Raw genomic sequence first — 19,121 nt, forward strand, 5'->3', positions numbered from 1 at the left:
GGGGGGGGGGGGCCCCCCCGGGGGTGTGCGCCCGTTGGCCGGGGCGGCGCCGCGGGGGGGGCTCGCCGGGCCGGCCCCCCCCCCCCAACCGGCGGGGGGGGGGGCACCCCCGCGACCAGCCCCCACCGGGCCGTCAGCCGACAACGAAACGCACTGTGGCCCAAACTCCGTCACCGGAGCTTGGGCCACAGGCCTTGGATCAACGTTTCTCACAAGGTCCGGAACGCAAGGACCACGTTGTGCCCGCCGAACCCGAACGAGTCGTTCAGCGCGGCGATCCTGCCCTCGGGCAGCTGCCGTGCCTCGCCCCGCACCACGTCCGCGTTGACCTCGGGGTCGAGGTCGTCGAGGTTGATGGTCGGTGGCGCCGTCCGGTTCACCAGCGCCAGGATCGACGCGACGGTCTCGATACCACCGGCACCGCCGAGCAGGTGACCGGTCATCGACTTGGTCGCGGAGATCGCCATGTGGTCGACGTCGTCGCCGAACACCTTCCGCAGCGCCTTGATCTCGGCCACGTCACCCTGCGGCGTCGACGTCGCGTGAGCATTCACGTGCACGATCTCGGCCGGCTTCAGATCCGTGTTGTCGAGCAGGTTCTGCAGCGCCTGCGCGATCCCGTTGCCCGACGGCTCCGGCTGCGTGATGTGGTGCGCGTCGGCCGAGATGCCCTGGCCGACCGCCTCCGCGTAGATCCGCGCCCCGCGCGCCTTCGCGTGCTCCTCGGACTCGAGGACGATCACGCCCGCGCCCTCGCCGAGGACGAAGCCGTCACGGCCGGAGTCGTAGGGACGCGACGCGCCCTCGGGGTCGTCGTTGTTCTTGGACATCGCCATCATGTTGCCGAACGCGGCGATCGGCAGCGGGTGCACCGCGGCCTCCGTACCGCCGGCCACGACGACGTCCGCACGGCCGGTGCGGATCATCTCGATGGCGTACCCGATGGCCTCGGCGCCGGAGGCGCAGGCCGACACGGGCGTGTGCACACCGGCCCGCGCACCCAGCTCGATACCGACGTTGGCGGCCGGTGAGTTGGGCATCAGCATCGGCACGGTGTGCGGGGAGACACGGCGTACGCCCTTCTCCTTGAGCACGTCGTACTGGTCCAGCAGGGTCGTCACACCGCCGATGCCGGAGGCGATGACGGCGCCGACCCGGTCGGGGTTGGCGGACGCGTCCTCACCGGCCTTGGCGGTGAAACCGGCGTCCTTCCAGGCCTCCTTGGCGGCGATCAGCGCGAACTGCGCCGACCGGTCCAGCTTGCGGGCCTGGGGGCGGGGGATGATCTCGCCGGGCTCCACGGCGATCTGCGCCGCGATGCGGACGGGCAGCTCGGCCGCCCAGTCCTGCTCCAGGAGGCTGACGCCGGACTTGCCGGCGACCAGTGCCTCCCAGAACGAAGCTGCGTCGCCACCCAGCGGTGTGGTTGCGCCGATACCGGTGACGACCACGGTGCGATTGGTCGGGCTCACGGGAATTCTTTCTCCAACGGATACGGGATTCGACGGCGCCACCGCCGGGTGGCGGGGCATTGCAGCCGGAGGCTAGTTAACTGCCTCAGGCCTGGTGCTTGAGGATGTAGTCGGTCGCGTCGCCGACGGTCTTGAGGTTCTTGACGTCCTCGTCCGGGATCTTGACGTCGAAGCGCTCTTCGGCGGCGACGACGACCTCGACCATGGACAGCGAGTCGACGTCCAGGTCGTCGGTGAAGGACTTGTCCAGCTGGACGTCCTCAACCGGGATGCCGGCGATCTCGTTCACGATCTCGGCGAGACCTTCGACGATCTCTTCCTGAGTGGCGGCCATGTCAGGCGCTCCTTCTTAGATGTTCCAGACGGTTGCTGCGGTACTGCGGACGGCGACCCGTACCGGATGCATGATCCGGCACGGAGTGCCTAGGGGAGGGTAACGACAGTGGCGGCGTAGACGAGACCCGCCCCGAACCCGATGACGAGTGCGGTGTCGCCGCTCTTCGCCTCGCCGGTCGCCAGGAGCCGCTCCATGGCGAGCGGGATCGAGGCGGCCGAGGTGTTGCCGGTGGTGCGGATGTCACGGGCGACCGTGACGTGCTCCGGCAGCTTGAGAGTCTTCACCATCGAGTCGATGATCCGCACATTGGCCTGGTGCGGGATGAAGACGTCCAGGTCGTCCGCGCTGATCCCGGCCGCGTCCAGCGCCTGCTGGGCGACCTTCGCCATCTCGAACACGGCCCAGCGGAACACCGCCTGGCCCTCCTGCGTGATCGCGGGGAACTTGATGTTGCCCTGGCTGTCCACCGGCAGCCCGGACCTGTCACCGAAGTGGAAACGGTCCCAGGGGATGGTCTGCTTGATGGTCTCCGACTTGTCGCCCTCGGAGCCCCAGACCGTCGGGCCGATCGCCGGCTCCTTGGAGGGGCCGACCACGACCGCGCCCGCGCCGTCGCCGAACAGGAAGGCGGTGGCCCGGTCCTCGAGGTCGGTGAGGTCGCTGAGCCGCTCCACGCCGATGACGAGCACGTACTCGGCGGAGCCTTCCACGATCATGCCCTTGGCGAGGGTGAGGCCGTAGCCGAAGCCCGCGCAGCCGGCCGAGATGTCGAAGGCGGCGGCCTTGTCCGTGCCGAGCTTGTCGGCGATCTCGGTGGCGACGGCCGGGGTCTGGCTGAAGTGCGAGACGGTCGAGACGATCACGGCGCCGATCTGCTCGGCGGAGATGCCCGCGTCGGCGATCGCCTTGCCGGAGGCCTCGATGGACATCGCGGCGACGGTCTCGTCCGGGCCCGCCCAGTGCCGGGTCTCGATGCCGGAGCGCGACCGGATCCATTCGTCGGACGAGTCGATCGTCTCCAGGATCACCTCGTTGGGCACCACACGGATCGGGCGGTAACCGCCGACGCCGAGGATGCGCGCGTAAGGAGCACCCTTGCTGGGATTGATCTTCGACATCGCTGTGCGCTCCTAGTTCAGCTGTGCTCGGCGATGAGCTCGCGGGCCGCGTCGAGGTCGTCGGGGGTCTTCAGCGCCAGCGTCTTCACGCCGGGCAGGGCGCGCTTGGCCAGGCCGGTCAGGGTGCCGCCGGGGCACACCTCCAGGAGGGCGGTGACGCCGAGCTCCTTGAAGGTCTCCATGCACAGGTCCCAGCGGACCGGGTTGGCGACCTGGCCGACGAGGCGCTCCACGATCTCGGCGCCGGACGCGACGGCCTGCCCGTCCTTGTTGGAGACGTAGGTGAACTTCGGGTCGAGCGGCGCGAGTTCCCTGGCGGCCTCCGCCAGCTTCTCGACCGCGGGGCCCATGTGGTGCGTGTGGAAGGCACCGGCGACCTTGAGGGCGACGACCTTGCGGACACCCTCGGGCTTGTCCTCGTTCAGCGCGGCGAGCTGCTCCAGGGTGCCGGCAGCGACGATCTGTCCCGCGCCGTTGATGTTCGCCGGGGTCAGACCGAGCTTCTCCAGGTGCGCGACGGAGACCTCCGGGTCGCCGCCGAGCAGCGCCGACATGCCGGTCTCGGTGATCGCGGCGGCCTCGGCCATCGCCAGGCCACGCCTGCGGACGAGGCTCAGCGCGGCGGTGTCGTCCAGGACTCCCGCGAAGGCGGCGGCGGTGATCTCGCCGACGCTGTGCCCGGCGACCGCGCCAGGGGCGACGTTCGCGATGTCACCGAGTGCCGCGCCGGACAGGATCCCGGCGGCGACGAGCAGCGGCTGGGCGATCGCGGTGTCCCGGATCTCGTCCGCGTCGGCGTGCGTGCCGTAGTGCACGAGGTCGAGACCGATGGCGTCCGACCAGGCACGCAGACGGTCCTCGACACCAGGAAGGTCGAGCCAGGGGGTCAGGAAGCCAGGGGTCTGGGCGCCCTGGCCGGGAGCGACGAGTACGAGCACTCTCACACTCTCTCTTGGGGACGGCCACGGCCGCCCGTGGGGACAGGGACGAAGAACACGAGGGGGTTTTGTGGGCCCCCGACAAAATCCTATGACTGGGGATCTCCATCGACCAGACGCCCCAGGATCAGCGCGATCCGCAGTGTGAACGCGGATCGTACATCGGAAGGTGACCATCCGGTGACGTCAGTCACACGTCGGAGCCGGTAGCGCACGGTGTTCGGGTGAACGAAGAGCATCCGGGCCGCACCCTCCAGGCTGCTCGCCTGTTCCAGATAGACGCTCAGCGTTTCCAGCAGCGCCGAACCGGCTTCTTCCAGCGGTCTGTAGATCTCCTCCACCAACTGCTCGCGCGCACTCGGATCGCCCGCGATGGCGCGCTCCGGGAGGAGATCGTCCGCCAGCACCGGCCGCGGCGCGTCCTGCCAGGCGGAACAGGCCTTGAGCCCGGCGGCGGCGGCCTGCGCGGACCGGGTGGCCGCCAGCAGGTCCGGCACCACCGGCCCCGCGACGACCGGTCCCGCCGCGTACGGCCCGATCAGCGACTTGGCCACGGCCAGCGGATTGTCGTTGCCGCCCGCGATGACGACGAGGCGGTCCCCGAGCACCCCCGTCAGCACCTGCAGTTTGGCGTGCCGGGAGGCCCGCCGGATCGCCTCGACGGTCAGCTCGCTGTCTCCGTCGGGCGCGGTCCCGAGCACGACACACACATGGTCGGGCGAGTTCCACCCGAGCGCCGCGGCCCTGCTCACCGCCCCCTCGTCGGCCTCTCCGCTCAGCACGGCGTTGACCACCAGCGACTCCAGCCGCGCGTCCCAGGCACCGCGTGCCTCGGCGGCCTGCGCGTACACCTGGGCGGTGGCGAAGGCGATCTCACGGGCGTACACCAGCAGCGCCTCCCGCAGCACGCTCTCGTCGCCCGGCGCCGCGACCTCGTCGATCGCGCTCTCCATCACCTCGATGGTGGTCCGCACCATCTCCACGGTCTGCCGCAGCGTGATCGCCCGGGTCAGCTCCCGCGGCGCGGTCCCGAACACGTCCGTCGAGATCGCCTGCGGGGCGTCCGGGTGCCGGAACCACTCGGTGAAGGCCGCGATACCCGCCTGGGCGACGAGCCCGATCCAGGAGCGGTTCTCCGGAGGCATGGCCCGGTACCACGGCAGGGTCTCGTCCATGCGTGCGATGGCCTGGGCGGCGAGGCTGCCGGACGACTTCTCCAGCCGCTTCAGGGTCGCGGAGTGCGGGTGGACCGGACGAGCCGAGGGGTCGGACTTGCGCATTACGGGTTCGGGCACGGGGACAAGACTGCCTTATCCGGACGGGAGCCTGCGCCGCCGGGTGCCGACTGCGGTCTACCGTGGTGCTGTGATGGACGTCAGGCGCGCGGCGCAGCGCTATCCGGGAGGCGACCCGGCGACCGGCATCGAGTCGTCGCACGCCTTCTCCTTCGGCCCGCACTACGACCCCGACAACCTGCGCTTCGGGGCGGTCATCGCCTGCAACGAGGAGCGCCTGGCACCGGGCGCCGGCTTCGGCGAGCATCCGCACAGCCACACCGAGATCGTGACGTGGGTGGTCGAGGGCGAGCTCACGCACCGCGACTCGGCGGGCCACGAGACGGTGGTCCGGCACGGGGACGTCCAGCGCCTCAGCTCGGCGGGGGGCGTCCGTCACGTGGAGCGCAACGACGGGCCGCTGCCCCTGACCTTCGTCCAGATGTGGCTGGCCCCGGTGCGGCCCGGCGGTGAGCCCTCCTACGACGTCGTCCGCGGCATCGCCGACTCCACCCCGTACGCGGTCCCCGAGGCCGGCGCGATGCTCCACGTCCGCCGACTCGGCACGGGGGAGCGGACGGCGGTGCCGGACGGGGCGTACGTGTACGTGCACGTGGTGCGGGGGGAGGTCCAGCTGGACGGTGCGGAGTTGGGGCCGGGGGACTCCGTACGGATCACCGAGGCGAAGGACCTTGAGGCGTCGGGGGTCACGGACGCGGAGGTTCTGCTGTGGGAGATGACGGGGTAGCGACGGTCGTCGAGGAACCGCGGCCTGGACGACGTGCTCATGCTTCGTTCCGTTACGCCGCCCGTCAGGACTGGGGCAACGCCGCCAAGGCCCTCAGGCCCGTCTACACCGCGCCCAGCGACCGAGCAACAACTGACCACCAACAACCAAGATCAGCCGTTGAATTGACACACCCGCTGTCCAGCTGCGTACCGTGCGCGTGCGCCCACTCCGCCAGCGTCGGCAGGCCCGCCGGCACCGGATCGGCCGCGTGCCACGACACCTCCCGCCCGGGTCGCACCAATACACCTGCCACCGCGCCAACGGACCGGCTTCCACCTCAAGTTCATCGATCATCAACGAGTGAACATATAGATATCCACAGTCACAGGGTCCTGGCAGTCAGAACACTGCCAGGACCCGTAGTGCGGCGGGGCTGGAGGTCAGCCGAGGCGGAACTGCTGGTGCGGCTGGTCGCCGCCGGGCCACTGGACCAGTTCGGCGCTGTTGTCGGTGCTCTCACCGTTCACCGACAGGAACAGGCCGCTGTTGCGGTTCTGGAGCGCGAAGTAGCCGTTGTCCTTCTGGACCAGACGCCACTCCTGGTGCGGCTTGGTCTCCCACTGCCACTGAACGATCTTCGCGCCGTTGGCGGTGCTCTCGCCGTTGACTGACATGGCCTTCTGGCTGTGCACGGCGCGTACCACATAGTACTCGCCGGTAGTCGCCTCAAGGTTCCACTTCTGGTGGTCCTTGTTCTGGAAGACGTACTGGATGACCTCCGCGCCGTTGTCCGTCTTCTCACCATTGACCGACACGGCCTTGTCACTGTGACGGGCGATCAGCGCCGCGGTGAACACAGCAGCCATAGACATTCCTCTCCCGGAGAGCCGGCCCGATGCCGGCAGTAGGCCCACTGACCGGGACCATGCCTTCACAATGGCGACCGCATCGGCTCTTGCACTGGCCTGACAGCACCAAACCCCTCTTATGAAGGCTGCGGGATCGAACCCAGCTCCAGGGGGCGCGGGTGTGCGCCTGGGGCCTGTTGTGTGACAGTCGCTGACCGGTCTCGTGTCGCCGGAAGAGGACGGCGATCACAGCGATCCGGATTTCCCTCAGCTAGGACCTTCTGCGTTTTCGAGCTTGGCCCAAATCCGGGTGATGGCAGCAATGTCATCGTCGTCGAGGGGATCGACAAAGTATTTCTTGACCGAATCCTCGAAAGTTCGTCTGACCGACTCGGCGAACTGCCGTCCGCTTTTGGTGAAGCTGATGAGCGACACCCGCCCGTCGCCTTGGTCGGCGCCACGCTGGAGGTGCCCGGCATCGATCAGATTCTGGACCAACCGTGATGCTCGAGTGGGGCTCACGCTGACAAGTTCGCCAGACAGAACTCGAACCGACTGAGGCTCGGTTTCCAGGAGCCAGCACAGGATCTCGACGGTGCTGAACGAGATCTTGTGCTGGTCCATCAGCGCGGCGTCGATCCGCCCGGTAACGGTGGAGTGGGTGAGCAGCAGCGCAAACCAGCCCTTGACCTGGTCCGGGGAAATGATGCGCGGTTGCGACACGGGTGCCTTCACACCCAGCAGCATACCCGGAAACTGAGTGCCCTCCCACTTAGGTGCGCGCGCACGCATCTGGTACGGTGGGCATGTAGCCGCGAACGGGACAACAGTCCCGATTGCGGAGCGCTTCGCACAACCGGCGCGTACTCGCCGGTCCGCGTGCCCCGCAGGGTCCGCGCACCGTTCGGCCGTTCGGCCGACAGAAGGATGAAGGTCAACATGCCCAAGCTTGATGGCAAGGTCGCCGTGATCACTGGAGCAACCTCTGGGATGGGCCTGGCGACGGCCAAGTTGTTCGTGGCCGAAGGCGCCGACGTGTTCATCACCGGACGAGACAGGCGCAGGCTGGATGAGGCGGTCGCCTCCATCGGCCACAACGTGACGGGCGTACAGGCGGACTCGGGAAATCTCGACGACCTGGCTCGCTTGGCCGAGACCGTGCGGGAGCGTCACGGACGAGTCGACGTCCTCTTTGCGAGCGCCGGCCTCGGATCGGTTTCGGACCCGCTGGGAAGCATCACCCCGGATACGTTCGATGCGCTGGTGGGCGTGAACTTCCGCGGCACTGTGTTCACCGTTCAGTACCTGCTGCCGCTGATGAGCGACGGTGCGTCGATCATCCTGAACGGCACGACCAGCGCGACCAAGGGCATTCCCGGTGCCGGGGTCTACTCGGCGAGCAAGGCCGCCGTGCGTTCACTCGCCCGCACCTGGGCCGCGGAGCTGAAGGTCCGCGGCATCCGGGTGAATGTCGTCAGTCCCGGTTCGATCGACACCGCGCTCTTCAGCACCGTATCCCCCGAGATTCGGGAGCAGATCACCGCCGCCATCCCGCTGGGACGGCTGGGAAGCAGCGAGGAAATCGGGGCTGCTGCGCTGTTCCTGGCCTCCTCGGACGCCAGCTTCATCACCGGCGCAAACCTGGTCGTCGACGGCGGTTTCAGCCAGATCTAGCAGCGAGCGACGACCAGAGAGGCGCCTCATGTCGGCGCTCCGACCTAGCTACTTCCAGGGCGTGCTGCGCTACTCGCCGATCACGACTGGCGTCGCGTTCCTACCGCTGATGGTGACAATTGGCGTAGCCACGCTGACCCAGGGCGTGCTACTGCAGCGCCTGACCATGCGGTTCGTCGTCGCCGCCGGCTTGATCGCCTCCGGTGCCGGGGCCGCCTTGCTGACCCAGGCCGATGCGGGCAGCCCGTACGCGGCCTGGGTGCTGCCCGGGCTGGTGCTGATCGGAACGGGTGTCGGCTCGGCCGCCGTCGTGGCCGTCGCGGTCGGGCAGATGGGCGTCGAACCGCGCGACGCCGGCACCGCCGGGGCGCTCAACAATGTCTCTCAGCAGCTCGGCTCAGCGCTCGGCGTCGCCTTGATCAGCACCTCCGTCGCCACCGCAACCCACCACTACCTGACCGACCATGGCAGCACGGCCGTCGTCGGTGCCACCGTGCACGGGTTCGCCATCGGATTCTGGTGGGCCGCAGGCCTTTTCTGGGCCGCCGCTGTCATCTGCGGCGCCCTGATCCGCGGCGGCACCAGCCTTCACCACGAGGCCGGCCAGCCCGAGCCTCTCGACGGAATCGTCAGCGCCCTGATCTGACAACACGCCGTGGGCGACGACGTCGTGCGTCGCGGCTGACCACACACGAACGACTGAAGGAGACGTCGATGCCTGACTATGGTCATCCCCTGCGTTTCGCAACATTCATCGGTCCCACGAACTCCCCGGCGACCCGTCCGGTCGAGTTGGCGCAGCTCAGTGAGCGGCTCGGTTTCGACTTCGTGACCTTCCAGGATCATCCCTACCAGTCGAGCTTTCTCGATACCTGGACTCTGCTGAGCTGGGTGGCCGCGCGGACCGAGCGCATCGGTCTGTCTGGGAATGTGCTCAACTTGCCGCTGCGTCAGCCCCCCGCCGTGCTCGCCCGCGCGGCCGCCAGCCTCGACCTGCTCTCCGGTGCTCGGATCAGCCTCGGGCTCGGGGCCGGCTTCTACTGGGATGCGGTGCAGGCGATCGGCGGACGTCGATTGACCCCGTTGCAGTCAGTGGCGGCGTTGAGCGAGGCGATCGACGTGATCCGCGGGGTGTGGGACGCCGACGGACCCGGACGACTGGATGTCGACGGGGAGTTCTATTCGGTCCACGGCGCCGAGCGCGGACCCGCGCCCGCCCACGAGATCCCGATCTGGCTCGGAGCCCACAAGCCGAAGATGCAGGGCCTGGTGGGACGTAAGGCCGATGGCTGGCTGCCGTCGCTGCCGGTCATGGAGCCAGGCGGCCTCCAGAAGGGAAACGCGATCATCGACGACGCCGCGCGGGCCGCTGACCGCGACCCCCGCGAGATCACCCGGCTGCTGAACATCTTCCCGAGTCAGCAGACCGCGGAGGCACTGGCCCAGATGGCCGTCGAGGACGGTGTCAGCGTCTTCATCCTGGCCAGCGACGACCCGGACGTACTCGAACGCTTCGCCGCGGAAACCATCCCCGCCGTACGCGAACACGTCGCCCGCGAACGCTCTTAGCACTCCGCCCCGCGCGGCCAGTGCTCTCGACGCAGCCCACCACACCGGCAAGACCCCTGTCACCCAGCAGTTGATCGACAGACAGCAGAGGAAAACGTCATGACCACCATCAGCATCATCGGCTCGGGCAACATGGCCACCGCCATCGGCACCCGGGCGGCGAAGCACGGCCACACCATCGAGCTCATGAGCCGCAACACCGTCAAAGCTCAGGCGCTGGCCGACCAGATCGGCAATGGAGCCACCGTCGGCGTGTTCGGTGCAACGCCGGCAGGTGACATCGTCATCGTGGCCGTCCCGTACACCGGCGCAGTCGACGCGGTCGTTCGCTACGACGGCACGTTGGCCGGCAAGATCCTCGTCGACATCTCCAATCCCTTCAACACCGACGCCGACGGGCTCGCGACTGACTCAGGCCGCTCGGCGGCCCAGGAGATCGCCGCTGCCGCCCCCGCGGGCACACCGGTCGTGAAGGCGCTGAACTCGATATTCGGCCACGTCCTCGCTCACGACAAGCCCCTGGACGCGTTTCTTGCCGGCGACGACGCCGAGGCGAAGGCCCAAGTCGCGGCGTTTCTGAAGAGCATCGGCTTGCGGCCTCTCGACGCCGGAGGGCTCCAGATGGCGTCGGTCCTCGAATGGACCGGCCTCCTGCTCATGGGGCTGGCCCGCCACGGCGCCGGCTTCGACATCGCCCTCGGCGCAGAAGTCAACTGAACACATGGCTGTCTCGGCTGCCCCGTGCTGACCAGGTGAGGTAGATGGGCGGACGTGTGACTGTGGAAGGGGCGTGCCCGGAGCAGCGGATGACGTCGGTATGCGGACGCGCTGTGGGGCGATGGCCGGGCGCAGGACGATCCCCTCGAACCAGGCGCCGGCGATCCGACCCAGTTCCGTCAGGGAGCCTCTTGCCTCCAGCGATTCCACGTCGTCGCTGGGCTTGGGCCGGTAGGCGGCGTCGCGTCGTTGGCTGCAGAAGAGGTCACCCAGGTCGCTGGGTGTTCAGGCCGAGATCACGTCCGTCCAGAACCTCGATGTCGGTGATGGTGGTCCGGGAGGGATCCAGGCTCAGCCAGATGATGTCCATGCCGTCGCGTTCGAGTTGGATCATCGAGAAACCCGACGAACCGGGCGGCGCGGTCAGCAGGTTGGTGCAAGTCGCGGTACAGGTGCACGGGCCGTAGTAGGGGAGGCCAGCGACAACCTCGGCCAGCGGTTCACCCTCAGCACACAGCAGCTCAGCGATCTCGGTAGCAAGCGCCGGGAACGCGTCCGCCAGCCGCGGGTGCAGCCCGTCTGTCACCACTGCACCGTACACGCCATCACCGACCATGGTCAGACCGTGGCGATACTGGTCAGCCCCGCCGACGCCCTGGAGCTACAGGAGTTGCGGGCCCTGGCCGCGTATCGTTCCCGCCAGACTCGTGGCGACAACGCCGGTGTCCCGCACGACGAGGCGTACCGCCGCGTGTTCGGTGAGGGTGAGGCGTGAGCTACGAGGTCATCTGGGAGCCCGAGGCCCTTGCCCAGGCGGAGCGGTTGGCCAAGGACGATCCCGACGGGGTGCGGCAGGTGTTCACCGCCGTCGACCGCCTTGCCGGCGACCCGCGCCCCGACGGCGCGTTCGGCAGCGCGGACCCGCTGCGCATCCACGTCGGCCGTTACCGGGTGCTGTACGAGATCCATGACCGGCAAGTCCGGGTCAACGTGATCCATCTCGGACGCGTGCGCTGACCGCGAACGGCGCCCGAGGGGGCCCACCCCGGCCCCGCCGACGTCAGCCTCGCATCTCCGCCAGCACCCCGTCCGTGAACACCGGCCACGCCTCGATCGCCCACGGGCCGAACGCCCTGTCGGTCAGCGCGACGCACGCCAACCCCGCCTCCGGGTCCACCCACAGGAACGTCCCCGACTGCCCGAAGTGACCGAAGGTCCGCTCCGACGACGAACTCCCCGTCCAGTGCGGCGACTTGGAGTCGCGGATCTCGTAGCCCAGCCCCCAGTCGTTCGGGTTCTGGTGCCCGTACCCCGGCAGCACGCCCTTCGTGCCCGGGTACTGCACGCTCAGCGTCGCCTCCGCCACCGTCCGAGGATCCAGCAGCCTCGGCGCCTGCAGCTCCGCCGCGAAGCGGAGCAGGTCCGACACCGAGGACACGCCGTCCTTCGCCGGGGACCCCTCCAGCGACGTCGACGTCAGGCCCAGCGGCTCCAGCACCGCCTGCCGCAGGTACTCCGCGAACGGCATCTCCGTCGCCTTGGCGACATGCTCCCCGAGCACCTCGAACCCGGCGTTCGAGTACAGCCGCCGCTCCCCGGGCGGCGCCATGACCCGGTGCTCGTCGAAGGCCAGCCCCGAGGTGTGCGCGAGCAGGTGCCGTACCGTCGCCCCCTCCGGCCCCGCCGGCTCGTCGAGCTCGACCGCCCCCTCCTCGTAAGCGACGAGCACCGCGTACGCCGCCAGCGGCTTGGTGACGGAGGCCAGCGGGAAACGGTGCCCGACCGGCCCGTGGGTCCCGAGGACCGTCCCGTCGGCGCGTACGACACCCGCCGCGGCGGTGGGGACGGGCCACTTCTCGATCGACGCGAGGCTGTTCAAGGACATGCCTACGACCCTAAGCGGCTCAGAGCCGCAGCATCATCGTGGGGTCCGGCTTGTGGACGAAGCCCAGCGCGGCGTAGAGCGGCTCGGCCTCCGCGGACGCGGTCAGCATGACCTGCCCCGCGCCCCGCTCACGGAACCAGGCCAGCAGCTCCTCCATGCACGCGCGTGCGTACCCGCGCCGCCGGGCGTCCGGGTCGGTCGCCACGCTGAACACGTACCCGGAGCGGCCGTGCGGGCTGCCCGCCTTGCCGATCCGGTAGTCGACGGTCCCGGCGACCAGCGCGGCCAGCGCCCCCGGCCGGTCCGGATGGTCGACGACGAACGCGGCGAAGTCCCCGTCCGGCTCGCCCAGCCGCTCCTCCAGCGCCGGCCGCGCCTGGGCGTGCCATCCTGTGGAGCTGTCCCCGCCGGGCAGCGCGTCGATCATGACCTGGCGCAGACGCAGCACTTCCGCGGCGTCCTCGGCCGTGGCACGGCGTACGAGACTCATGCCCCGCACGCTAGTCACCGTCCGGCCCGCCCGTCGCGCGTATTTCTTACCGGGTTCCGCTTGCTTCGAGTGCACTCCAAGGCCATAGCGTGGGCGCATGACGGTGATGCAGACCACGACCGCGGCCCCCACCCAGCAGCCCGACCGAGCGCCCGCCGACATCTGTTCCGCCCCGCCCCGCCGGCATCCGCGCCCCGAGGGCCAGGACCGCTACACGATCAGCGAGGTCGTCGCCTTCACCGGACTGACCGCTCACACCCTGCGCTGGTACGAGCGGATCGGCCTGATGTCCAGCATCGACCGCTCCCACACCGGCCAGCGCCGCTACAGCAACCGCGACCTGGACTGGCTCGACTTCGTGACCAAGCTCCGCCTGACCGGCATGCCGGTGGCCGACATGGTCCGTTACGCGGAACTGGTGAGGGAGGGCGAGACGACCTACCCCGAGCGCCGAGAACTGCTGGAGCAGACGAGAAGGGACGTCGTGGCCCGCATCGCCGAGCTCCACGACACCTTGTCGGTCCTGGACCGGAAGATCAGCTTCTACGAAACCGGCGGCAACTGAAAAGCGCCCCCTTGGGAGCGCGGGGAACTGCGCGACCAGCCCCTACCGGCCGGCAGCCGAACAACCGCTCCTCACAACTCCGCCAGCAACTCGGCCTTCTTCGCGGCGAACTCCTCATCGGTCACCAGCCCCGCCTGATGCAGCTCCACCAGATGCCGGATCCGCTCCGCGATGTCCGCGGGATCCCGCCGCCCCGCCGGCACCGGCACCGCCGCGGCCCCCTTGGCTCGCAGGGCCTCCAGCACCGCCGCGGCGAACGGCAACGACTCGTGCACCGGGCCGTATCCCAGCCCGAACACCACGGTCGCCGGATCCTGGTCGGCCGGAACCGTCGGCGCCGCCCCCGCGAGGTCCCGCCGCAGCAGTCGCAGGTGCCCCTCGAAGACCTCGGGCGACCGCCACTCCACACCCCCGAGGTCGGCGACGGCGAAGCTCTGGTCGCCGGCCTTCCACTTGGCCGTGGACGCGCCCGTCCACGACCACCGGAAGTGCACGGCCCTGCCGTCGAAGCTCGCCTTCCCGTCGTACGCCTTGAACTGCCGGGGCCCCTCGGGCGCGGCGACCAGAAACCGTTCCGCCGGTCCCGACGCGGTGAGCAGCGGTCGCAGTTCGTCGGCGTAGTACTCGGCGAGGGTCGCCCGCTCCGCCGGGACCACCAGGCGGTACGGGTCGCTGCCGTCCTTCAGCTGTCCGGCCGCCGCCTCCAGCAGGGGGTCGGCACCGGGGCGCGGCTCGGCCTTCAGTACGACCGTGCCCCGCTTGCCGGGCGTGAGCGTCACGCCCTCCAGCGCGGCCAGCGGCACCCGGCGTTCACCCAGGCTCTGGAACAGCTTGGGTGTTCGAATCCCTCGTTCGTAGCGGATGAGCACGGAGTCGGACTCGAACTCCCAGGCAGCATGAAATCCGGCCAGTACGTCACCCATGCGGCTCATCGTATGCGGCACGTGCTTCCCAGTCCCATCCCCGCGCATACCGCACTTCCTGCTGTCTCTACGCGCGTCCGGCCATCAACGTGCCGGACAAACCCGCCCGGCACCCGTCATCGTCGTGGGCGCAGGTCACCGCGCCGTATGCGCCGACCCCGACGTCCGCGAGGTTGCGCAGGCTGTCCGTGCCCGGCTCGAAGTAGCCGGCGTGTCCCTTCGCGTCGTGGGCCGACAGCACCCGGGCGCCGAAGGAGGAGGAGACGGGGTCGGCGCCGTGGCCGAGTCCGCCGAGCTCCAGGTAGGGGACGTCCTGGATCCAGTCGGAGGCGTCCCGCATCGCCCACACCCGGACCGAGGTGCCCAGGTGGGAGGCGTTCTCGACGCGCATCCCGGGGCTCGCGGCCACCGCTATGTCGGCCACCCGGTCCGGCATGGCGTGCGCGGCGACCCCGCAGACCACCGAGCCGTAGCTGTGGCAGAACATCGACACCGGCGCGTCCCCGGGCAGCGCGCGCAGCAGCGCGTTGAGGCGTACGGCACCCTGCTCGGCGGCCGTCCCGGTCGCCGCACCCACGCCGAGGCCGTCGGGTGCGGTGTAGTCGGCCCAGGCGATCACCGCCGTACGGGTCGAGGGGCTCGCCGTGCGCTCCGCCCGGTACAGCGCCCTGGACATGCCGACCGGCGCGGTGTACTGCCGGTTCGTCTTCTGGAAGGTGAGCAGGTCGGTGTCGACGCCGGGGACGACGACGGAGATCCGCTCGGCCTTCGTGAGGTCGCCGAACACCTCCGCGACCCGGCCACTGCCGTCCGGGTCGAAGGCGAGGATCTGCCGGCCCTTCGTCATCAGCGCCTCGTAGCGGTGCATACGACGGCCGGCGTCCTGGTGGCCGGCCGCGCTGAGCCGTGGGTCGTGCATACGTTTCTTCTCGACGGCGCGCTGCTGGTCGAGGGCGATGTCGTTGGCGCGGTAGCGCAGTTCGACCGGGGCGCCGTTCATGTTGCCCACGGCGAGCGGGTAACGGTGCACGAGCCGGTCGCGCTCCTGCGCGGTGAGCGACGCGAAGAACCGGGTGAGCAGCGCGGGCGACGCCTCCGGGTCCGGCAGGCGCAGGCCGTGGACACTGCCGTGCTCCCACTTGGCGAGGGAAGCCTGCAGGGCGGTGGTCTCACGGTGCGCGCGCAGGGCGGTCCAGCCGGTGGTCGCGAGCATCACGAACACGACGGCCAGGGCAAGCAGTGCGCGCCAGACGTTGAGGGGCGGGGAGGTGTCGAAGGAAGTCACTGGGAGGACACACTAGGAGAACGAAGGGGTCTCGCGGTAACTGAGTGACAGTTATCACGTTTCGGCAAACGTGAGGCCTGTCTCAGGGCCGTGTGAAAGGGCGTCAGACCTCGCGCCAGTTCCCGGTGAGGGCCGGTCCCACCTGATCGAGGTACGACGCGGTGAGTTCGCGGATCGCCGTGACGCTGAAGTCGTCGCCGACCGACCAGTGCCGCTCGGTGACCCGGATGACCGCGCCGAACACGGCGACCACGAGGCGGGGCCGGGGGTCGGTGTCCGGGTCGACGCCCTCCCGCTCGGCGACGATCCGCGCGATCTCCTCCTCCGTCTCCGACTGGCGCCGCAGCCGGGCGGCGAACAGGGCCGGGGTCGCCTCGATCATCTTGTACGTGCGCAGGAACAGCTCGACCGGGACGTACCGCTCGATGGCCTCCTCGATGGTGTCCCAGCTGTCCATGACCGACCGGCGCAGCACCTCCAGCGGGGGCTCCCCGGGCGGGCGGCGGCGCACCGCCTCCACGTAGTGCTCCTCGGTGAGCCGCGGCACGAAGAAGGCCACGTCCTCCTTGCTGGCGAAGTAGCGGAAGAAGGTGCGCTGCGAGACGTCGACGGACGCCGCGATCTCGTCGACGGTGGTGTGCTCGTAGCCCTGGGTCACGAACAGTTCGAGTGCGGACCGCAGCAGCATGTCCCGGGTGCGCTGTTTCTTGCGTTCGCGCAGCGTTTCCATGTCTGACAGTTACTGACTAGTGAATTTGTTTGTCAACTGTCAGCGGCTGTCACTAGCCTCGAACGCATGACTAGTCAGACCACGATCGACACGACGGGGTCGGGGGACAAGGCGCCAGCAGCCCTGCCGGAACAGCCGCCGGCCTCCGGCCTGCGCGGCCACCCCTGGTTCACCCTGATCACCGTTGCTGTCGGGGTCATGATGGTCGCCCTCGACGGCACCATCGTGGCCATCGCCAACCCCGCGATCCAGAAGGACCTCGGCGCCACCTTCGCCCAGGTCCAGTGGATCACCAACGGATACTTCCTCGCCCTCGCGGTCTCCCTGATCACCGCGGGCAAGCTCGGCGACCGCTTCGGCCACCGGCAGACGTTCCTGATCGGCGTCGTCGGCTTCGCCGCGGCCTCCGGGGCCATCGGCCTGTCCGACAGCATCGGCCTGGTCGTCACCTTCCGCGTCTTCCAGGGCCTGTTCGGCGCGCTGCTGATGCCGGCCGCGCTCGGCCTGCTGCGGGCCACCTTCCCGGCCGAGAAGCTCAACATGGCGATCGGTATCTGGGGCATGGTCATCGGCGCCTCCACCGCGGGCGGCCCGATCCTCGGCGGTGTGCTGGTCCAGCACGTCAGCTGGCAGTCGGTGTTCTTCATCAACGTGCCGGTCGGTGCGATCGCCCTGGTCCTCGGCGTGGTGATGCTGCTCGACCACCGCGCGGAGAACGCGCCGCGCTCCTTCGACCTGCTCGGCATCGGCCTGCTCTCCGGTGCCATGTTCTGCCTGGTCTGGGCGCTCATCAAGGCACCGAGCTGGGGCTGGGGCGACGGCAAGACCTGGGCGTTCATCGCCGCTTCGGTGCTGGGCTTCGCCCTCTTCTCCTTCTGGGAGACGAGGGTGAAGGAGCCGCTCATCCCGCTGGGCCTGTTCCGCTCGGTCCCGCTCTCCGCGGGCGTCGTGCTCATGGTCCTGATGGCCATCGCCTTCATGGGCGGCCTGTTCTTCGTGACGTTCTACCTGCAGAACGTGCACGGCATGGACCCGGTCGACGCAGGCCTCCACCTCCTCCCGCTCACCGGCATGATGATCGTCGGCTCCCCGCTGGCCGGCGCCGCGATCACCAAGCTCGGCCCGCGCATCCCGCTGGCCGGTGGCATGGCGGCCACCGCGATCGCCATGTACGGCATGTCCACGCTGAAGGCGGACACCGGCAGCGCGCTCATGTCCCTCTGGTTCGCCCTGCTCGGCCTCGGCCTCGCGCCGGTCATGGTCGGCGCCACCGAGGTCATCGTCGGCAACGCGCCGATGGAGCTGTCCGGCGTGGCCGGCGGTCTCCAGCAGGCCGCGATGCAGATCGGCGGCAGCCTCGGTACGGCCGTCCTCGGCGCCGTGATGGCCTCCAAGGTCGACGGCGACCTGCCGGGCAACTGGGCCGACGCGGGGCTGCCGAAGCTGACCGACGCGCAGCTGGCGCAGGCCTCGGAAGCCGTCCAGGTCGGTGTCGCGCCGGTCGCCAAGGGCACGCCGGCGGAGATCGCCGCGAAGATCACCGGCGTCGCCCACGACACGTTCATCTCCGGCATGAGCCTCGCCTCGCTCGTCGCGGCGGGGGTGGCGGCGGTCGCGATCGTGGTCGCGCTGTTCACCAAGCGCGGCGAGAACGCGGGTGCTGACGCGGGCGTGGGCCACATCTGAGGCATCTCCGGGCGGAGTTCACCTATCAGGGTGACTCCGCTAAAGATTCCTCGCCCTCGGCACGCGCCGCAGGTCACAGTGGGTCAAGTCCTCCGCAGGGCATGGGGGGACAGCCGGGCCGCGGCGCGCTGCCGGAGGGGGGCAGCGCGCGGGCAGGTCTGCGGACGCGGAACAGGGGTACCCGATCGTCAACCCGAACAGGTCACGGAGACCGAGGAGTTGATGATGGCGAGCTTCGGGCAACGAACACGCGGGTACCCCCGTTCACGTGGCGCCGCAGGCCCACGGAGCGGGCTGGACCGCGACACGCTGGGAATCATCGGCACGATCTGCGCCGTCGCCGGCTTCTTCACGCTGGGGATCGTGCTGGGGCCTGCGGCGCTGGTGTGCGGCTGGCTCTCCATGGGCCGGTCGTGGAACCCGAAGAGTTCCATACCGGCACTGGTGGCAGTGGTACTGGGAGCGATCGACATGCTGCTGGCGCTGCTGTGGCTGGGTGGCGTATCACCGCTGTAGCCCGCGCCCCGGTGGGGGTTGCTCGCGCAGTTCCTCCCCCAGCCTTCGGCCGGGGGTACCCCCAGCGCCCCTTACGGGGCGCTCCCCAGCCGCATCCGTCTTCCCAGCTGCGGGCAGTCGTGCCGCTGGGGCGGCGCCCACCCACGAAGCGGCACCCGCGCAAGCGTCTCGGCTGCGGGCGGTCGTGCCGCTGGGGCGGCGGCCACCCGCGAAGCGGCACCCGCGCAAGCGTCTCGGCTGCGGGCGGTCGTGCCGCTGGGGCGGCGGCCACCCGCGAAGCGGCACCCGCGCAAGCGTCTCGGCTGCGGGCGGTCGTGCCGCTGGGGCGGCGGCCACCCGCGAAGCGGCACCCGCGCAAGCGTCT

At 69.6% G+C, this 19,121-nt stretch carries 22 protein-coding genes and 1 pseudogene; 10 read left to right on the top strand and 13 right to left on the bottom strand.

All coding sequences use genetic code 11. The features are described from left to right. Positions 1–209: 209 nt before the first annotated feature. The 5 genes from fabF to fasR all read right to left on the bottom strand — a co-directional run bounded on the left by fabF (position 210) and on the right by fasR (position 5,160). Complete coding sequence (fabF, locus tag ACFY6U_RS36535; RefSeq protein ID WP_390045255.1) at positions 210–1,472, bottom strand: beta-ketoacyl-ACP synthase II; 1,263 nt, start codon at positions 1,470–1,472, stop codon at positions 210–212. Between the two features lie 85 nt (positions 1,473–1,557). After that, positions 1,558–1,806 carry an acyl carrier protein gene (locus ACFY6U_RS36540; protein ID WP_046425089.1) on the bottom strand — a complete coding sequence of 83 codons (249 nt, stop codon included), beginning with the start codon at positions 1,804–1,806 and terminating at the stop codon, positions 1,558–1,560. 89 nt (positions 1,807–1,895) lie between these two features. After that, a complete protein-coding gene (locus tag ACFY6U_RS36545; RefSeq protein WP_390045257.1) occupies positions 1,896–2,927 on the bottom strand; it encodes a ketoacyl-ACP synthase III in 1,032 nt (343 codons plus the stop codon). Between the two features lie 17 nt (positions 2,928–2,944). Beyond that, entirely contained in the window at positions 2,945–3,865 is a 921-nt protein-coding gene (locus ACFY6U_RS36550; RefSeq protein WP_390045259.1) for an ACP S-malonyltransferase, read from the bottom strand. Between the two features lie 89 nt (positions 3,866–3,954). Then, positions 3,955–5,160 carry a fatty acid biosynthesis transcriptional regulator FasR gene (gene fasR / locus ACFY6U_RS36555; protein ID WP_351500088.1) on the bottom strand — a complete coding sequence of 402 codons (1,206 nt, stop codon included), beginning with the start codon at positions 5,158–5,160 and terminating at the stop codon, positions 3,955–3,957. Positions 5,161–5,233: 73 nt separating this feature from the next. Between fasR and ACFY6U_RS36560 the strand changes: the two genes are divergently transcribed. Beyond that, positions 5,234–5,887: a pirin family protein gene (locus ACFY6U_RS36560; protein ID WP_390045485.1), complete on the top strand. Its 654-nt coding sequence runs from the start codon at positions 5,234–5,236 to the stop codon at positions 5,885–5,887. A gap of 422 nt (positions 5,888–6,309) precedes the next feature. Here the strand turns inward: ACFY6U_RS36560 and ACFY6U_RS36565 are convergent, their stop codons facing one another. Together ACFY6U_RS36565 and ACFY6U_RS36570 are read right to left on the bottom strand one after the other, a co-directional pair. Next, a complete protein-coding gene (locus ACFY6U_RS36565; protein ID WP_390045261.1) occupies positions 6,310–6,735 on the bottom strand; it encodes an RICIN domain-containing protein in 426 nt (141 codons plus the stop codon). Between the two features lie 249 nt (positions 6,736–6,984). Beyond that, positions 6,985–7,464, bottom strand: a complete 480-nt coding sequence (locus tag ACFY6U_RS36570; RefSeq protein ID WP_390045263.1) for a MarR family winged helix-turn-helix transcriptional regulator — start codon at positions 7,462–7,464, stop codon at positions 6,985–6,987. A 192-nt stretch (positions 7,465–7,656) separates the two neighbouring features. On the opposite strand from ACFY6U_RS36570, the gene ACFY6U_RS36575 reads away from it, so the two are divergent. The 4 genes and pseudogenes from ACFY6U_RS36575 to ACFY6U_RS36590 all read left to right on the top strand — a co-directional run bounded on the left by ACFY6U_RS36575 (position 7,657) and on the right by ACFY6U_RS36590 (position 10,677). Next, positions 7,657–8,391 (top strand): SDR family NAD(P)-dependent oxidoreductase, encoded by a 735-nt coding sequence (locus ACFY6U_RS36575; RefSeq protein WP_075028644.1) that lies wholly within the window; start codon positions 7,657–7,659, stop codon positions 8,389–8,391. Next, positions 8,291–9,037: pseudogene (locus ACFY6U_RS36580) on the top strand (MFS transporter); the annotation flags it as partial. The gene ACFY6U_RS36575 and the pseudogene ACFY6U_RS36580, both read left to right, overlap by 101 nt. Positions 9,038–9,105: 68 nt before the next feature. After that, positions 9,106–9,960, top strand: a complete 855-nt coding sequence (locus ACFY6U_RS36585; protein ID WP_390045265.1) for an LLM class flavin-dependent oxidoreductase — start codon at positions 9,106–9,108, stop codon at positions 9,958–9,960. 99 nt (positions 9,961–10,059) lie between these two features. Next, the gene (locus ACFY6U_RS36590; protein WP_390045267.1) at positions 10,060–10,677 is read left to right on the top strand and encodes an NADPH-dependent F420 reductase; all 618 of its coding nucleotides are present in this window, start codon (positions 10,060–10,062) and stop codon (positions 10,675–10,677) included. 265 nt (positions 10,678–10,942) lie between these two features. Here ACFY6U_RS36590 and ACFY6U_RS36595 read toward each other — a convergent pair whose 3' ends face one another. Next, positions 10,943–11,293: a hypothetical protein gene (locus ACFY6U_RS36595; RefSeq protein ID WP_390045268.1), complete on the bottom strand. Its 351-nt coding sequence runs from the start codon at positions 11,291–11,293 to the stop codon at positions 10,943–10,945. 9 nt (positions 11,294–11,302) lie between these two features. Between ACFY6U_RS36595 and ACFY6U_RS36600 the strand changes: the two genes are divergently transcribed. Next, positions 11,303–11,452, top strand: a complete 150-nt coding sequence (locus ACFY6U_RS36600; RefSeq protein ID WP_390045270.1) for a hypothetical protein — start codon at positions 11,303–11,305, stop codon at positions 11,450–11,452. Next, positions 11,449–11,694, top strand: coding sequence for a type II toxin-antitoxin system RelE/ParE family toxin (locus tag ACFY6U_RS36605; RefSeq protein ID WP_390045271.1), 246 nt, complete (start codon positions 11,449–11,451; stop codon positions 11,692–11,694). Before ACFY6U_RS36600 ends, ACFY6U_RS36605 begins: the two co-directional genes overlap by 4 nt. A gap of 43 nt (positions 11,695–11,737) precedes the next feature. Here the strand turns inward: ACFY6U_RS36605 and ACFY6U_RS36610 are convergent, their stop codons facing one another. Beyond that, the gene (locus tag ACFY6U_RS36610) at positions 11,738–12,562 is read right to left on the bottom strand and encodes a serine hydrolase domain-containing protein (RefSeq protein ID WP_390045273.1); all 825 of its coding nucleotides are present in this window, start codon (positions 12,560–12,562) and stop codon (positions 11,738–11,740) included. Between the two features lie 19 nt (positions 12,563–12,581). Next, positions 12,582–13,052, bottom strand: coding sequence for a GNAT family N-acetyltransferase (locus ACFY6U_RS36615; protein ID WP_390045275.1), 471 nt, complete (start codon positions 13,050–13,052; stop codon positions 12,582–12,584). A 97-nt stretch (positions 13,053–13,149) separates the two neighbouring features. Here ACFY6U_RS36615 and ACFY6U_RS36620 point away from each other — a divergent pair, with 97 nt between their 5' ends. Next, complete coding sequence (locus ACFY6U_RS36620) at positions 13,150–13,617, top strand: MerR family transcriptional regulator (protein ID WP_388910663.1); 468 nt, start codon at positions 13,150–13,152, stop codon at positions 13,615–13,617. A 71-nt stretch (positions 13,618–13,688) separates the two neighbouring features. Here the strand turns inward: ACFY6U_RS36620 and ACFY6U_RS36625 are convergent, their stop codons facing one another. The 3 genes from ACFY6U_RS36625 to ACFY6U_RS36635 all read right to left on the bottom strand — a co-directional run bounded on the left by ACFY6U_RS36625 (position 13,689) and on the right by ACFY6U_RS36635 (position 16,555). Then, positions 13,689–14,540, bottom strand: coding sequence for a DUF4429 domain-containing protein (locus tag ACFY6U_RS36625; protein ID WP_390045278.1), 852 nt, complete (start codon positions 14,538–14,540; stop codon positions 13,689–13,691). Between the two features lie 67 nt (positions 14,541–14,607). Next, positions 14,608–15,825 (bottom strand): alpha/beta hydrolase, encoded by a 1,218-nt coding sequence (locus ACFY6U_RS36630; protein ID WP_390045280.1) that lies wholly within the window; start codon positions 15,823–15,825, stop codon positions 14,608–14,610. Positions 15,826–15,928: 103 nt separating this feature from the next. Continuing rightward, positions 15,929–16,555, bottom strand: a complete 627-nt coding sequence (locus tag ACFY6U_RS36635; protein ID WP_390045282.1) for a TetR family transcriptional regulator — start codon at positions 16,553–16,555, stop codon at positions 15,929–15,931. 66 nt (positions 16,556–16,621) lie between these two features. On the opposite strand from ACFY6U_RS36635, the gene ACFY6U_RS36640 reads away from it, so the two are divergent. Next, entirely contained in the window at positions 16,622–18,241 is a 1,620-nt protein-coding gene (locus ACFY6U_RS36640) for an MFS transporter (RefSeq protein WP_390045283.1), read from the top strand. A gap of 222 nt (positions 18,242–18,463) precedes the next feature. Beyond that, positions 18,464–18,757, top strand: a complete 294-nt coding sequence (locus ACFY6U_RS36645; RefSeq protein WP_390045285.1) for a small hydrophobic protein — start codon at positions 18,464–18,466, stop codon at positions 18,755–18,757. Positions 18,758–19,121: the final 364 nt, after the last annotated feature.

Source organism: Streptomyces sp. NPDC013157, from assembly GCF_042899865.1.
Classification (GTDB): Bacteria; Actinomycetota; Actinomycetes; order Streptomycetales; family Streptomycetaceae; genus Streptomyces.